Here is a 15,930-nt window from a genome sequence, read left to right as displayed (position 1 = left end):
GCGGGCTCAGCGCCCGCCGCCCAGGTCGATGAAGCTGCCGGTGGAATACGAGGCTTTGTCCGAAAGCAGCCAGAGAATGGCCTCGGCGACTTCCTCAGGGCGCCCGCCACGGCCCATGGGCAAGCCGGATTCAAGCTTGCTGACACGCTCGGGGTCGCCGGAAAGCGCATGGAACCCGGTATGGATATAACCCGGGCGAACGCCATTGACCCGCACACCCTCGCCTGCGACTTCCTTGGCCAGGCCAATGGTGAAGGTGTCGAGTGCGCCTTTGGAGGCGGCGTAGTCCACGTACTCGTTGGGCGAGCCCAGGCGTGCGGCCACTGACGACACGTTGACGATGGCCCCGCCCTGCCCGCCGTGTCGACGCGCCATGCGCAGCAGGGCGTGCTTGGCGCAGAGCATGGGGCCGACGACGTTGGTTTTCATGACCTTGAGCAAGCGAAACTCGGACATCTCCTCGACCCGGCTCTGCTGGCCGATGGTGCCGGCATTGTTGACCAGCGCGGTGACCGGGCCAAGTGCCTCGTCGACGCGCCGGAACAGCTGTATGACTTCATCCTCCACGCTGGCGTCGGCACGCACGGCAATGGCCTCGGCGCCCAGGGCGCGAACCTGGTTGAGGACATTCTTCGCGGCCTGGTCGTCGGCGTGGTAATTGATGCAGATGCGGTAGCCCTGGCGGGCGGCCAGCAGCGCTGTGGCGGCGCCGATGCCACGGCTGGCACCGGTGATGACGATGACGTTCTCCATGGACTTGCCGAAGGTTGGAAAAGGGAGGTCCGACGATAGGGGAAAACAGACGGTATGGGAACAGCGAAGGGGGTTGGATGGCGCTCGATATCCGCCCCACCCAACGGCACAAGCCAAGCCCCCCCGCGTCAATGCCCCGCCGACGCCGGCCCCGCCTTGGCGGTAAAGGGCGGCTTGGCAAACCACACCAGCAGGATCAACCCGGCAAACACCCAGGTCATCAGGGTGAAGTAATCAACTGTCGACATCATGTAGGCCTGGCCGTTGAGCATCTGCTCCAGCTGGGCATAGCTTTGCGGGCTGGCCCCGCCCAGTTGCTCCAGGGTATGCCGTGTCGCCGGGTCGAACTGGCTGATATGTTCGCTCAGGTAGGCATGGTGCTGGTCCGCCCGGCGAATCCAGATCCAGGTCGTCAACGACGCCGCAAAACTCCCGCCCAGGGTCCGCAGGAAGGTCGCCAGCCCGGAGCCATCGGCGATCTGGTGCGGCGGCAGGTCGGACAGCAGGATGCTCAGGGTCGGCATGAAGAACAGTGCCACGCCGATACCCATGAACAGTTGCACCAAGGCCACGTGCTGGAAGTCCACCTCGCTGGTGAACCCGGCGCGCATGTAGCAGCTGGTACCGATCGCCAGAAATGCCAGCCCCGCCAGCACGCGCAGGTCGAAACGGTGCGCGTACTTGCCCACGAACGGCGACATGATCACCGGCAACAGGCCGATCGGCGCCACCGCCAGGCCCGCCCAGGTGGCGGTGTAACCCATCTGCGTCTGCAACCACTGCGGCAGGATCAGGTTGATGCCGAAGAATCCCGCATAGCCGCCGACCAGCACGAGGGTGCCGACCCGGAAGTTGCGGTGCACGAACAGGCGCAGGTTCACCACCGGGTGGCGGTCGGTCAGCTCCCAGATCACAAACACCGCCAGGAACACCAGCGAAACCAGGCTGCCGGTCACGATGAACGACGACTCGAACCAGTCCAGGTCGTTGCCTTTGTCGAGTACTACCTGCAAGGCGCCGACACCAATGATCAGCGTCAGCAGGCCGATATAGTCCATCGGCTGGCGGCTGGTGACCACCGGCCGGCTGCGCATCTGCTGGCGCACCACGGCTGCGGCGAACAGGCCGATGGGCACGTTGATGAAGAAGATCCATGGCCAGCTGTAGCTGTCGGTGATCCAGCCGCCCAGGATCGGCCCGGCAATCGGCGCCACCACCGTCACCATCGCCAGCAATGCCAGGGCCATCCCGCGCTTGGCCGGTGGATACACCGCGATCAGCAACGTCTGGGTCATCGGGTACAACGGCCCGGCCACCACGCCCTGCAGCACGCGAAAACCGACCAGTTCCGGCATCGACTGGGCAATCCCGCAGAGGAACGAGGCCAGCACGAACAGCAGCGTGGCCCAGATGAACAGCTTCACCTCGCCAAACCGTCGGCTGAGCCAGCCGGTGAGGGGCAAGGCGATGGCGTTGCTCACCGCGAACGAAGTGATGACCCAGGTACCCTGCTCGTAGCTCACCCCGAGGTTGCCGGAAATGGTCGGCAGGGCCACGTTGGCAATGGTGGTGTCGAGCACCTGCATGAACGTTGCCAGCGACAGGCCGATGGTAGTCAGCAGCAGGCTCGGCGGGGTGAACTGGGCCGCGGCGGTATTGCTCATCGCTGCGCCGTCTTGCCGGGGGCGCTGTTTTCGTGGATCAGCCGGGCGATCAGGTGGTCGGCTTCGACCAACTGGCGATCATAGACCTGGGTGGTATAGCTGGCCTGCTGGGGTGGCTGCTGAGCCAGTGCCGGGCCGCTCTGGTCATGCAAGTCGACTTCGACCACGGTGGACAGGCCAATACGCAGCGGGTGCTCCTTGAGCTGGTCGGGGCTGAGGTGAATGCGTACCGGCACCCGCTGGACGATCTTGATCCAGTTACCCGTGGCATTCTGCGCTGGCAACAGGGCGAAGGCACTGCCGGTGCCGGCGCCAAGGCTGTCGACCGTGCCGCTGTACTTGACCTCGCTGCCGTACAGGTCGGCGCTGACCTGCACCGGCTGGCCGATGCGCATGTCACGCAACTGGGTTTCCTTGAAGTTGGCATCGATCCACACCTGATCCAGTGGAATCACCGCCATGGTCGCAGTGCCAGGCTGCAGGCGCTGGCCCAGCTGCACGGTACGCTTGGCCACGTAGCCGGTCACCGGCGCGACCAGGGTGGTACGGGCATGGTCGAGGTAAGCCTGGCGCAGGTCGGCAGCGGCCGCCATCACCTCGGGGTGCGAGGACACCACGGTGTCGTCGACCAGCGCACTGCTGGTACTCAGTTGCTGGCGCGCGCTGTTGACCGCGGCCTGGGCCACGCTCAGGTCATCGCGGGCATGGGACAGCTCTTCAGCGGCAATCGCACCGCTGTCGGCCAGCACCTTGCGTCGGTTGAAATCCTGCTGAGCCTTGCGCAGTTCGGCCTGGCGGGTTTGCAGTTGGGCCTTGAGCGAGTCGACGTTGCTGTACAGGCCGCGCACCTGGCGCACGCTGCGCGCCAGCCTGGCTTCGGCGGACTGCAAGGCCACTTCGCTGTCGGCCGGGTCGAATTGCAGCAGCACCTGGCCGGCATGCACCAGGTCGCCGTCATCGGCTCCGATGCTGGTGACCGTACCGCTGACCAGCGGCGTGATTTCCACCACGTTGCCGTTGACGTAGGCATCGTCGGTGCTTTCGTGCCAACGCCCGACCAGGCTATACCAGGCCCAGGCGCCAACAGCGGCCAGGATCACCAGCAACAACAGGCCTAGCAGCCAGGCCTTGCGCTTGCGCGATGACTCGGGTGCTGCGGTGGGAGACGGGGTGTCTACGGAAGTGGCCATGACAGTACCTTGGAAAATGCGTGACAGGGTTCAGCGATCGCCGAAGCGGCGGATCGTCAACGGGTCGCCGGCAGCGAGCAGCACCTTGGCCAGCAGGCCCTCCAGAGCCTTGAGTTCTTCGGCGTCCAGCGCGCCGCACAATTCGTTCATGGCGGCGGCGCCGATTTCCGGCAGCCGGTCGGCCAGGCGCTGGCCGTCGGCAGTCAATGCCAGGCGCACCTGGCGACGGTCGTCGGCGCAGCGATTGCGCACGATCAGTTCCTTCTGTTCGAGGCGGTCGAGCATGCGGGTCATCGAACCGCTGTCCAGCCCCAGGTAGCGGCACAATTCGGCCGGGGTATCCACCTGGTACTGGGTGACGATGATCAGCACCTTGAACTGCGCGGCGGTGACGCCCTCGGCTTCGAGGTGCCAGTCGAGGATGCGGTCCTTGAGGATCGCCGCGCGGCCAAGCAGCATGCCGATGGCGCAGGTCTGGAAGTTGTCTGGGGTGAAATGGGCCATCAGCGACTGCTCGGGTAAGTGTGTAAAAATATTACTGCTTAGGCAGTGAATGTCAAAGCTTTGATTAGCAGGCTATGAAATATTTCATGCTGGTGCCTGCCCCGCCGGTTGCTCCTACAGGGCACGCAGGCCCAACGCCTGCACCGCACCGCAGGCAATGGCAATGCCGACCAGCTCGGCCAGGCTTTGCGCCTGCAAGCGTTTCATCACCCGGCCACGGTACAGGTCAACGGTCTTCACGCTAACGCCCAGCCGCTCGGCAATCTCGCGGTTGTTCAAGCCTTGGGCCAACGGCACGAACACGTCGCGCTCGCGTGGTGTCAGGGCATCGATACGCGCCTGTACCTGAGCCAGTGCCTGGTCGTCCTGGCGCGCCCGCCCGGCCCGTTCCAGCGCGGCCTGCACGCTGTCGAGCAGCAACTGGTCGTTGTACGGCTTTTCAATGAAATCGCAGGCGCCGGTCTTGAACGCCCGCACCACGATCGGCACATCGGCATGGCCACTGACGAAAATCACCGGCAGTGCCAGGCCGCGTTCACGCATCGCCTGCTGCACTGCCAACCCGCCCAACCCTGGCATGCGCACGTCCAGCAGCACACAGGCAGGCCCGTCATCAACACAGGCGTCAAGAAACGCCTGCCCGCTGGCGAACGGCAGGGCCTGCAAACCTACCGACTGCAGCAGCCACACGGTCGAATCCCGCATGCCCTGGTCGTCATCGACCACATACACTTTCGCTTGCACTGCGCCTCTCCTTATCCCCTGCTGACCACCAGACGGCAGCACAGCACCAGCCCACCCTTGTCACCGCCCCGCGCCCACAGGCTGCCGCCAAAGCCTTCGATCAGGCTGCGACTCATGCTCAACCCCAGGCCCAGGCCATCGGCCTTGCTGGTGGTGAACGGCGTGAAGATTTCATCCAGTTGCCCGGGGGCTACGCCCGGCCCCTGGTCGGCCACTTCCACCAGCACGCCGTCGCCATCGCGCGCGGCGCTCAGCAGGATACGCGACGGCCGCTCGCCGTGCTGCTCGCGGTTGGCCTCGATGGCGTTGCGCAGCAGGTTGAGCAGCACTTGCTCCAGCAATACCCGGTCGGCGTACACCGAGGGCAGTTGCGCGCTCATGCGCAGTTCCACCAGCACCTGGTCGCGCGCAGCTTCCCAGGCACACAGGCGCATGGCTTCACCGGCCACCTCGGCCACGTCCAGCGCCTGCAGGCGGCGCGGCCCCTTGCGCAGGAAGGCGCGCAGGCGGCGGATCACTTCGGCGGCATGGGTGGCTTGCTCGCTGATGCGCTGCAGGCCCTGCCCGACCCGCTCGCACGCCTGCGGATCGTGCGCCACACCCTGCAGGTAGCGCTGGCTGGCATTGGCATAGTTGACCACGGCGGCCAGCGGCTGGTTGATCTCGTGGGCGATACCTGAAGCCAGCTCGCCCAAGGTGGCCAAGCGGGCACTGTGCGCCAGGCTCTCCTGGGCCTCGATACGCAAGGTGATGTCGCGGGACACGCTGACCACCTCCACCACCGCGCCGGTGTAGGTTTCGCGGATCGCCCGGCTGGCAATCTCGAACCAGCGGTAGCCGCCTGCGGCCAAGCGCACCCGGCAGGTCATGGTGTGGTAACCATCCTGGTCCAGGGCCGCCGCGGCCTGACGCAGCACCTGGCGGCGTTCGCGCGGGTGCAGCAGGCTGTGTACGGCCATGCCGCGCAATTGCTCGGGCCACAGGCCGAGCAGGCGGAATGCCGCCGGCGAGGCATCGAGAAAACGGCCATCAGGGCTGTGCCGGGAAATGAGGTCGGTGGTGTTCTCGATGATCAGCCGGTACAGGCGCCGGGCGCGGCTGGCCTCGCGCGCACCGTGGCGCTCGTCACTGGCATCGCGACAACGCGCCAGCACTTGCTGGCGCTGATCGTCAGGGATGAAGTTCCACAACACGATGCGCTCGCCGACCTGCACCTCAACGTCGGCAATTGCCCGGTGCTGGCGCAGGCAGGCGCGCACCAGGGCGGCACAGTTGGCCGGCAGCCAGTTGGCCAGTGCGGGGCCGTCATCGAGCCACGCCTGCATTGCCGGGTTGAGCGCCAGCGGCCTGGCATCACCCGCCAGCATCAGGCTGGGCTGGGGGTCCTTGGCGAGCAAGGGGTAGGCGGTCTTGTTCACAGTGAACGGCTCGTTGCTATAGTAGTTCTACTATATTGCTATAGTCGATATTCCTAATACCATAGCGACTCGCGTAAAAATGCGGCAAGGGTAGCGGTCTAACATTCCGCCACCCTGCACCCTGAACAGAGCTAACAATCAGCCACCGGGGGTCCAGCGCACTGGCTGCGCCTGCCTCCCTTACAGGACTACTGCATGTCGATCTATGCCCAGGGCCTGATGCCCGCAGCCGTCAACCATGTCGCCCTCACCCCGCTGAGTTTCATCGAGCGCACCGCTGCCGTTTACGGCAACTACCCCGCAGTGATTCACGGAGCCATCCGCCGCAACTGGCAGGAAACCTACCAGCGCTGCCGACGCCTGGCCAGCGCCCTGGTAGGCCGGGGTATCGGTCGCGGCGATACCGTGGCGGTGATGTTGCCGAACATTCCGGCCATGCTCGAGGCCCACTTTGGCGTGCCCATGACCGGCGCCGTGCTCAACACCCTGAACGTTCGCCTGGACGCAGAGGCCATCGCCTTCATGCTGCAACATGGCGAGGCCAAGGTGCTGATTACCGACCGCGAGTTCCACACGGTCATCGAGGCTGCCCTGGCCTTGCTCGAACACCCGCCACTGGTGGTGGATGTGGATGACCCGGAGTACGGCGAAGGCCGTGCGCTCAGCGCACTGGACTACGAGGCATTCCTCGCCGAAGGCGACCCGGAATTTGCCTGGCAATGGCCCGATGACGAGTGGCAGGCGATTTCGCTCAACTACACCTCCGGCACCACCGGCAACCCCAAGGGCGTGGTCTATCACCACCGTGGCGCCTACCTGAATGCCCTGGGCAACCAGATGACCTGGGCCATGGGGCATCGCCCGGTGTACCTGTGGACCCTGCCGATGTTCCACTGCAACGGCTGGTGCTACCCATGGACCATCACCGCGCTGGCCGGCACCCACGTTTTCCTGCGCCGGGTCGACCCGCAGAAAATCCTCAACCTGATCCGCGAACACCGGGTCAGCCACCTGTGCGGTGCGCCGATCGTGCTCAACGCGCTGGTCAACATGCCCGAGGCGGCCAAGGCGGCCATCGAGCACCCGGTGCAGGCCATGGTCGCCGGCGCCGCACCACCTGCCAAGGTCATCGGTGCCGTGGAGGAAATGGGCATACGGGTGACACACACTTATGGCCTGACCGAAGTCTATGGCCCGGTGACCGTGTGTGCCTGGCATGACGAATGGGACCAACTTGCGCTCGAAGACCGCGCGCGGATCAAGTCACGCCAGGGCGTGCGCTACCCGACCCTCGACGGCTTGATGGTCGCCGACCCGCAGACCCTCGAGCCGGTACCGCGCGACGGCAATACCTTGGGCGAGATCTTCATGCGCGGCAACACCGTGATGAAGGGCTACCTGAAAAACCCCGAGGCGACCGCGGAAGCCTTCCGTGGCGGCTGGTTCCACACCGGCGACCTGGCCGTGTGGCATGCCGACGGCTATGTCGAGATCAAGGACCGGCTGAAGGACATCATCATCTCCGGCGGCGAGAACATCTCCACCATCGAGGTCGAGGACGCCCTGTACAAGCACCCCGCCGTGCTGGAAGCCGCGGTAGTGGCACGCCCGGACGAAAAATGGGGCGAAACCCCATGCGCCTTCATCGCCCTCAAGCCCGGCCGCGAAGACACCCGCGAAGCCGACATCACCGGCTGGTGCCGCGAGCACCTGGCCGGGTTCAAGGTGCCGAAGACCGTGGTGTTCGGCGAACTGCCGAAAACCTCCACCGGCAAGATCCAGAAGTACGTGCTGCGCGACCGGGCCAAGGCCCTCTGAAACCCTGGCGGCCTTTTCGCGGTTTTACCTGCGACCAGGCCAGCCCAGATTGCCCATCTTTCAAGAGTTCCGCGATGACCACCTATACCGCCCCCCTGCGCGACATGCGCTTCGTCCTGCATGATGTGTTCAACGCCCCTGCCTTGTGGGCCCGCCTGCCGGCCCTGGCCGAACGCATCGACGCCGAAACCGCCGATGCCATCCTCGAGGAAGCGGCCAAGGTCACCGGCCAGCTGATCGCCCCGCTCAGCCGCAACGGTGACGAGCAAGGCGTGCGCTTCGAGGCCGGCACCGTCACCACTCCCGATGGCTTCCGTGAGGCCTGGCACACCTACCGCGAAGGCGGCTGGGTCGGCCTGGGTGGCAACCCCGAGCATGGCGGCATGGGCATGCCGAAAATGCTCGGCGTGCTCTTCGAGGAAATGCTCTATGCCGCCGACTGCAGCTTCAGCCTGTATTCGGCATTGAGCGCCGGCAGCTGCCTGGCGATCGATGCCCACGCCAGCGAAGCGCTAAAGGCCACCTACCTGCCGCCCCTGTACGCAGGCCGCTGGACCGGCACCATGTGCCTCACCGAGCCCCATGCCGGCACCGACCTGGGGCTGATCCGCAGCCGCGCCGAACCCCAGGCCGACGGCAGCTACCGCATCAGCGGCAGCAAGATCTTCATCACCGGCGGCGAGCAGGACCTGACCGAGAACATCATCCACCTGGTGCTGGCCAAGCTGCCCGACGCACCTGCCGGAGCCAAGGGTATTTCGCTGTTCCTGGTGCCCAAGTACCTGGTCGAGGCCGATGGCAGCCTGGGCCGACGCAACCCCGCGCATTGCGGCTCGGTCGAACACAAGATGGGCATCAAGGCCTCGGCCACCTGCGTGATGAACTTCGACGGCGCGGTCGGCTACCTGGTGGGCGAGCCGAACAAGGGCCTGGCCGCGATGTTCACCATGATGAACTACGAACGCCTGTCCATCGGCCTGCAAGGTATCGGTTGTGCCGAAGCGTCCTACCAGAGCGCCGCCCGCTATGCCAATGAGCGCCTGCAAAGCCGTGCCGCCAGTGGCCCGCAGGCCAAGGACAAGGTGGCCGACCCGATCATCCAGCACGGTGATGTACGGCGCATGCTGCTGACCATGCGCTCCCTCACCGAAGGTGGCCGGGCGTTCGCCGCCTACGTTGGCCAACAGCTGGACCTGGCGCGCTACGCCGCCGACGCCGGCGAACGCGAGCACGCACAGCGCCTGGTGGCGCTGCTGACGCCGGTGGCCAAGGCGTTCTTCACCGACAACGGCCTGGAAAGCTGTGTGCTCGGCCAGCAGGTGTATGGTGGCCACGGCTACATCCGTGAATGGGGCCAGGAGCAGCGCGTGCGTGACGTGCGCATCGCCCAGATCTATGAAGGTACCAACGGCATTCAGGCCCTTGACCTGCTCGGGCGCAAGGTGCTGGCCGACGGCGGCCAGGCACTGGCCAGCTTTGCTGCCGAGGTACGCGCCTTCAGCCTCGACGCGCCGCTGCACCGTGAAGCCCTGCAAGCGAGCCTGGCGCGGCTGGAGGCGACCAGCACCTGGCTGCGCTCGCGGGCCGGCGACGAACCCAACCTGGTCAGTGCCGTGGCGGTGGAATACCTGCAACTGTTCGGGCTCACCGCGTATGCCTACATGTGGGCGCGGATGGCCGCGGTGGCGCTGGCCAAGCGTAACGAGGACGGCGCGTTCCATGAGGCCAAGCTGGCGTGTGCGCAGTTCTACTTCCAGCGGGTGCTGCCGCGTGGCTTGGGCCTGGAGGCGAGCATTCGTGCAGGGAGCGCCAGTCTCTATGGGATGACAGCCGAACAATTCTGATCGCCCGGCCCGGCGGGACTGCAAGGAAGCCCGTAGTTCTGCCGCGAAGGGTTCTCAAACGCTGGAAAACCGTTGCCAATCCGACGAAAAACCAACACAACTGGGAGTCACTCGCCATTACCTCGGTTCTCGGGAGCCCTGCGCCAAGGGTAGAATGCGCAAAACCCGGAGCCGCAATGAACCACGACCGCCACGACCCCAGCCCAGACGATGCCATCACCGACGCCGCCGCGCACTGGTGCATGCGCCTGCACGCCGAGGACTGCTCGGTCGCCGAGCGTGAGGCGTTCAGCCGCTGGCTGTCGGCCAACCCGCAGCATGCCGAGGAATACCAGGCAATGCTGGAGATCTGGCAAACCGCCGACCTGCTGCCACGCAACGCCACCGTCATCGACTTCAACCCGGCCGTCCAGCAGCAGGCGCGCCGGCGCGGCTGGCGGCCATTGGCGTCTGCTGCCGCCATCGCCCTGGCGGTGCTGCCGCTGGCTGGCTGGGTGGGCTGGGAACAAGGCTGGCTGCCCAACCACTACCAGCACTTCGCAGCCGGCAAGCGCATGCAGACCGTGGAACTGAGCGATGGCAGCACGGTGCAACTCAACCTCAATACCGAGCTCACCTACCTCAACTACAAGGACCAGCGCCAGGTCACGCTCAAGCGTGGCGAGGCGTTCTTCAAGGTGCGCCACGACAGCGACCACCCCTTCATCGTGCATGCAGGCAGTGGCCAGACCCGTGTCACCGGTACCCAGTTCAACGTGTGGAAGTACCAGGACCAGGTCAAGGTCACGCTGGTGGAAGGTTCGGTACTGGTGTCCAGCGACGGCAATGACGGAGGCTACCGCCTCGGCCCGGGGATGCAGGCCAGCTATCGCCAGGGCGATTTCGAACCGCAACTGCAACAGAGCGGCGATTACGGCAACAGCCTGGCCTGGCGCGACGGCAAACTGGTGCTCGAGAACCTGAGCCTGGCCCAGGCCCTGCCGATGATCAACCGTTACCTCGATGCACCGCTGCTGCTGGCCGATGCCAGCACCGGGCGCATTCGCATCAGCGGTATCTACAACACCCGCGAGGTGGGGCGCCTGGTCAACAACCTGCCCAAGGTGCTGCCGGTCTACCTGACCCGCAGCAAGGATGGCAGCACCGTGCTCAACCGCATCTCGCCACCACCCGACAAGGGCTGACGCCCCGCCCTGCCCTACAGCGTCATCGCTGCCAGCCAGCCGAACGCCAGCAGCGGCAGGTTGTAGTGGATGAAGGTAGGTACCACGGTGTCCCAGATGTGGTGATGCTGGCCATCCACGTTCAACCCCGAGGTCGGGCCCAGGGTCGAGTCCGAGGCAGGCGAACCCGCGTCGCCCAGGGCACCTGCAGTCCCCACGATGCACACCGTGGCCAACGGGTCGAAGCCCAGTTGCACGCACAATGGCACGAAGATCGCCGCCAGGATCGGAACAGTGGAGAAGGACGAGCCAATGCCCATGGTTACCAGCAGCCCTACCAACAGCATCAGCAAGGCACCGATACCCTTGCTGTGGTTGATCCACTGCGCCGAGGTTTCCACCAGGCTTTTCACCTCGCCGGTGGCTTTCATCACATCGGCGAAGCCCGAGGCGGCGATCATGATGAAACCGATCATGGCCATCATCTTCATGCCCTCGGTGAACAGGTCGTCGGTGTCTTTCCAGCGCACGATGCCCGACAGCGAGAAGATCAGGAAACCGACCATGGCACCGATGATCATCGAGTCCAGCCACAACTGGACGATGAACGCCGCGGCAATGGCCAGCCCGGCCACCAGCAGGGTCAGCGGGTTGTACTGCACGCTCACCTGCTCTACCTGCCCGATGCGCGCCAGGTCGTAGTCACGCTTCCTGCGGTAGCTGACAAATACGGCCAGCAACAGCCCGGCGAGCATGCCGGCGGCCGGAATGGCCATGGCGTGGGTGACATTGACGCCGCTCACATCGACGCCCGCGCGGGCGACGTTGGCCAGCAGGATTTCGTTGAGGAAGATGTTGCCAAAGCCCACCGGCAGAAACATGTACGGGGTAATCAGGCCGAAGGTGATGACGCAGGCGATCAGCCGGCGGTCGATGCGCAGGCGGGTCAGCACATAGAGCAGCGGTGGCACCAGCAACGGGATGAAGGCGATGTGGATGGGCAGGATGTTCTGCGACGACACCGCCACTGCCAGCATCAGGCCGACCAGCAACCATTTGACCTTGCCGCCATTGGCATGGCCCTGGCGCTCGATCATGCCCAGGGCGCGGTCGGCCAGGGCATGGGCCAGGCCGGACTTGGCGATGGCCACGGCAAAGGCGCCCAGCAATGCATAGGACAGGGCCACCGTGGCGCCGCCGCCCAGGCCACCATTGAACGCCTTGAGCGTACCCTCGATGCCCAGGCCGCCCACCAGCCCACCGGCCAGGGCGCCAATGATCAGGGCGATGACCACGTGCACGCGGGACAGGCTGAGTATCAGCATGATGCCGACCGCGGCGATCACTGCATTCATGGTTGCTTTACCTCATTGCGACAGAAAAAAAGCGCGAACTCTGAAGCACTGGGCGACAGAAGTCAAAAGCGCCATGTAACGGCAAATCATCAATGCCTGGCGCAGACCCGGCAGGCCGGAAGGTTAAATTGAACGTTTGAATAAAGAAAAAGCCGCGCCAGCCGACACAGTCGTCAGCCACACTCCTATTACAAGGGACCCATCCCATGCCTTTGCGACAACTTTCCATCCAGTGGAAGATTACCCTGCTCGCCGGTCTCTGCCTGGCCGGCATCGTCACCCTGCTCGTCGGCCTGTCGCTGTACCGCATGGACCACAGCTCGGACCTGGTCAAGGCCAGCAGCATGCAGATGCTCACCGAGTCGGCGCAGTCGCGCATCGAATCGCAGGGCGAAGTGCAGGCACTGAACATCCGCCGCCAGTTCATGGACGCCTACCAGTACGGTGCCGGCTTCGCCCGCCAGGTGCTGTTCCTGCGTGAGCAGGCCGAAAAGCGTTTTCTCGATGCCTTCGACCTGCGCGAGGACATGACCCGCCAGGTGCGCGCCGCCTTGCAGGCCAACCCTGACCTGCTGGGCCTGTCGCTGGTATTCGAACCCAATGCGCTGGACAACAAGGACAGCCTGTTCGCCGGCAAGGCGGACCTGGGTAGCAACGCAACCGGGCGCTTCGCCCTGTACTGGTCGCAGCCGCGGGTCGGCCAGCTGACTTCCATGGCCCTGCCGGAAAGCGACATGGCCAACACCGAGATCGGCCCCAGCGGCCAGCCAGCCAACACCTGGTGGGTCTGCCCGCGTACATCCGGCAAGGTCTGCGTGGTGGAACCGTACTTCTATGACATCGATGGCCAACAGGTACTGATGACCAGCATCGTCTTCCCGCTGCGGGTAGACGGCAAGGTGATCGCCACCCTGTCCGTGGACATCAACCTCAACAGTCTGCAGGCCCTGAGCCAAGAGGCCAGCCGCAGCCTTTACGAAGGCCGGACCACGGTCGGCATCCTCAGCCCGGTCGGCCTGCTGGCCGGCTACAGCGCCGACGCCAGCAAGCTGGCCCAGCGCTTCGACCAGGTCGATACGGCCAAGGGCGCCGAACTGGTGCGCACGCTGGCCGATGGTAAGTTGACCACCTTGCACGACCAGCAGCGCCTCAAAGTGCTGGCAGCGTTCCGTCCGATCCCGGATGCCCAGCCATGGGGCGTATTGCTGGACGTGCCGGAAGATGCCCTGACCGGGCCGGCCGAGGCGCTGAAGCAGGAACTGGACGCGCTGAACACCAGCGGCACCCTGCTGGAGCTGGGCCTTGGCCTGGCCGCGGCAGTTGCCGGCCTGTTACTGGTGTGGCTGATGGCCCGCGGCGTGACCCGGCCGATCCTCGGCGTGGCGGCCATGCTCAAGGACATCGCCAGTGGCGAAGGCGACCTGACCCGCCGCCTGACCTATCAGAAGCATGATGAGCTGGGCGAACTGGCCGGCTGGTTCAACCGCTTCCTCGACAAGCTGCAACCGACCATCGCCGAGGTCAAGCGCTCGGTGCAGGCTGCCCGTGGCACCGCCGACCAGTCTTCGGCCATTGCCACGCAGACCAGCGCCGGCATGGAGCAGCAGTACCGCCAGGTCGACCAGGTGGCCACCGCCTCGCACGAGATGAGTGCCACCGCCCAGGATGTCGCCCGCAGCGCCGCACAGGCCGCCCAGGCCGCACGTGACGCCGACCAGGCGACCCGCGAAGGCCTGGCGGTGATCGAGCGTACGACCACCAGCATCGATGCGCTGGCTGCCAACATGAGCGAAGCCATGGCCGAGGTCGAGGGCCTGGCGCAGAACAGCGAGAAGATCGGTTCGGTGCTGGAGGTGATCCGCTCGATCGCCGAACAGACCAACCTGCTGGCACTCAACGCCGCCATCGAGGCCGCCCGCGCCGGTGAGGCAGGACGTGGTTTTGCCGTGGTGGCCGACGAAGTGCGCAACCTGGCCCAGCGTACCCAGGAGTCGGTGGAAGAGACCCGCCAGGTGATCGAGGCGCTGCAGAACGGTACCCGTGAAGTGGTCGGGGCGATGGACAACAGCCACCGCCAGGCCCAGGGTGGTGTCGAGCAGGTTGGCCAGGCGGTCACTGCGCTGCAACGCATCGGCCAGGCGGTGACGGTGATTACCGACATGAACCTGCAGATCGCCTCGGCCGCCGAGGAACAGAGCGCCGTGGCCGAAGAAATCAACAGCAACGTGGCGACCATCCGCGACGTCACCGAGTCGCTGTCGGGCCAGGCCAACGAATCGGCGCGGGTCAGTCAGTCGCTGAACAGCCTGGCCAACCAGCAACAGGCCTTGATGGACCAGTTCCGCGTATGACCGCAGGCAGGGCGGGCCTCCGCCGGCCCTGCAACCTCGTGGTCGCCGGGCAACCGGGCGGGTCGTCTACACTTGCCGCACCACTCAACGGCAACCGACGAGGGCCTGGATGAAGAAGATCCCCACACTGTTGGCCGGCCTGCTGCTCACCGTAGGCCTGGCCAGCACCGACAGCGCCGCCTCGGCTGAACGCAGCGAGCCCATCCACTTTGGCGCCATAGGCTGGGAAAGCGGTGCCTTGACCACCGAAATCCTGCGGCTGATCGTGGAGCGTGGCTATGGCTACCCCACCGACACCCTGCCCGGCAGCACGGTCAGCATGGAGGTGGCGCTGGCCCGTAACGACCTGCAGGTGATAGCCGAGGAGTGGGCCGGGCGCAGCCCCGCCTGGGTCAAGGCCGAGCAGGCGGGTGAAGTGTATGCCTTGGGCGATACGGTGAAAAACGCCGAAGAAGGCTGGTGGGTGCCGGCTTATGTGGTCGAAGGCGACGCTTCCCGCAACCTGAAGCCCATGGCACCCGATCTTCGCAGTGTCGAGGACCTCAAGCGCTACCCGCAGGTTTTTCGTGACCCCGAATCGCCCGGAAAAGGGCGTTTTCTGAACAGCCCCAGCGGCTGGACCTCGGAAACCGTCAACACCCAGAAACTCAAGGCCTATGGCCTGGATACGCTGTACAGCAACTTTCGCACGGGCTCGGGCGCCGCGATGGATGCCGAGATCGGCTCGGCTATCCGCCGTGGTCAAGCCGTGCTGTTCTATTACTGGAACCCGACCCCGTTGATGGGCCGCTACAAGCTCATACGCCTGGAAGAACCGCCGTTCGATGCCCAGGCCTGGGCCACCCTCACCGATGCCGGCAACCCCAACCCGAAAGGCAGCCGTTCGCTGCCGGCGAAGTTGTCGATCGGGGTGTCCAAGGCCTTCCATCAACACTACCCGGAGCTGGTGAAGGTGTTCGAGCAGGTCGAGTTGCCCATCGATCGGTTGAACCAGGCGCTGGCCGAGATGAGCGAAAAGCGCACCCCACCCCGTGATGCCGCCCTCGCCTTCCTGCGCGACAACCGCGAAGTGTGGAAAGCCTGGCTGCCTGCGGATGTCGCTAGCAAGGTCGAGGCTAGCCTCTGA

Annotated in this window: 12 protein-coding genes and 1 pseudogene; 6 read left to right on the top strand and 7 right to left on the bottom strand. The window is 65.3% G+C overall.

All coding sequences use genetic code 11. The features are described from left to right. Positions 1–6: 6 nt before the first annotated feature. From B4L76_RS09790 to B4L76_RS09765, 6 genes are all read right to left on the bottom strand, one after another. Positions 7–753, bottom strand: a complete 747-nt coding sequence (locus B4L76_RS09790) for an SDR family oxidoreductase (protein ID WP_296232102.1) — start codon at positions 751–753, stop codon at positions 7–9. Positions 754–881: 128 nt separating this feature from the next. Further along, positions 882–2,417 carry a DHA2 family efflux MFS transporter permease subunit gene (locus B4L76_RS09785; protein ID WP_296232101.1) on the bottom strand — a complete coding sequence of 512 codons (1,536 nt, stop codon included), beginning with the start codon at positions 2,415–2,417 and terminating at the stop codon, positions 882–884. Further along, complete coding sequence (locus tag B4L76_RS09780) at positions 2,414–3,607, bottom strand: HlyD family efflux transporter periplasmic adaptor subunit (RefSeq protein ID WP_296232100.1); 1,194 nt, start codon at positions 3,605–3,607, stop codon at positions 2,414–2,416. Before B4L76_RS09780 ends, B4L76_RS09785 begins: the two co-directional genes overlap by 4 nt. Positions 3,608–3,637: 30 nt before the next feature. After that, the gene (locus B4L76_RS09775) at positions 3,638–4,111 is read right to left on the bottom strand and encodes a MarR family winged helix-turn-helix transcriptional regulator (protein ID WP_296232099.1); all 474 of its coding nucleotides are present in this window, start codon (positions 4,109–4,111) and stop codon (positions 3,638–3,640) included. Between the two features lie 114 nt (positions 4,112–4,225). Beyond that, the gene (locus B4L76_RS09770; protein ID WP_296232097.1) at positions 4,226–4,855 is read right to left on the bottom strand and encodes a response regulator transcription factor; all 630 of its coding nucleotides are present in this window, start codon (positions 4,853–4,855) and stop codon (positions 4,226–4,228) included. An 11-nt stretch (positions 4,856–4,866) separates the two neighbouring features. Continuing rightward, positions 4,867–6,273 carry a sensor histidine kinase gene (locus B4L76_RS09765; protein WP_296232096.1) on the bottom strand — a complete coding sequence of 469 codons (1,407 nt, stop codon included), beginning with the start codon at positions 6,271–6,273 and terminating at the stop codon, positions 4,867–4,869. Between the two features lie 195 nt (positions 6,274–6,468). Between B4L76_RS09765 and B4L76_RS09760 the strand changes: the two genes are divergently transcribed. The 3 genes from B4L76_RS09760 (at position 6,469) to B4L76_RS09750 (ending at position 11,119) form a co-directional block, all read left to right on the top strand. Next, on the top strand, positions 6,469–8,091 hold the full coding sequence (locus B4L76_RS09760; protein WP_296232095.1) for an acyl-CoA synthetase: 1,623 nt from the start codon (positions 6,469–6,471) through the stop codon (positions 8,089–8,091). Between the two features lie 74 nt (positions 8,092–8,165). Further along, a complete protein-coding gene (locus tag B4L76_RS09755; RefSeq protein WP_296232094.1) occupies positions 8,166–9,935 on the top strand; it encodes an acyl-CoA dehydrogenase C-terminal domain-containing protein in 1,770 nt (589 codons plus the stop codon). Between the two features lie 176 nt (positions 9,936–10,111). Further along, positions 10,112–11,119 (top strand): FecR family protein, encoded by a 1,008-nt coding sequence (locus B4L76_RS09750; protein WP_296232093.1) that lies wholly within the window; start codon positions 10,112–10,114, stop codon positions 11,117–11,119. Between the two features lie 14 nt (positions 11,120–11,133). Here B4L76_RS09750 and B4L76_RS09745 read toward each other — a convergent pair whose 3' ends face one another. After that, positions 11,134–12,453, bottom strand: coding sequence for a Na+/H+ antiporter family protein (locus B4L76_RS09745; RefSeq protein WP_296232092.1), 1,320 nt, complete (start codon positions 12,451–12,453; stop codon positions 11,134–11,136). Positions 12,454–12,659: 206 nt separating this feature from the next. Here B4L76_RS09745 and B4L76_RS24325 point away from each other — a divergent pair. From B4L76_RS24325 to B4L76_RS09735, 3 genes and pseudogenes are all read left to right on the top strand, one after another. Then, positions 12,660–13,946 (top strand): annotated as a pseudogene (locus B4L76_RS24325) (HAMP domain-containing protein); the annotation flags it as partial. Between the two features lie 102 nt (positions 13,947–14,048). Further along, positions 14,049–14,804, top strand: coding sequence for a methyl-accepting chemotaxis protein (locus tag B4L76_RS24320; RefSeq protein WP_414707184.1), 756 nt, complete (start codon positions 14,049–14,051; stop codon positions 14,802–14,804). 109 nt (positions 14,805–14,913) lie between these two features. Beyond that, a complete protein-coding gene (locus B4L76_RS09735; RefSeq protein WP_296232090.1) occupies positions 14,914–15,930 on the top strand; it encodes an ABC transporter substrate-binding protein in 1,017 nt (338 codons plus the stop codon).

It is taken from the genome of Pseudomonas sp. UBA4617, assembly GCF_002386445.1.
Classification (GTDB): domain Bacteria; phylum Pseudomonadota; class Gammaproteobacteria; order Pseudomonadales; family Pseudomonadaceae; genus Aquipseudomonas.
This window is presented reverse-complemented; position numbering and strand designations above follow the sequence as displayed.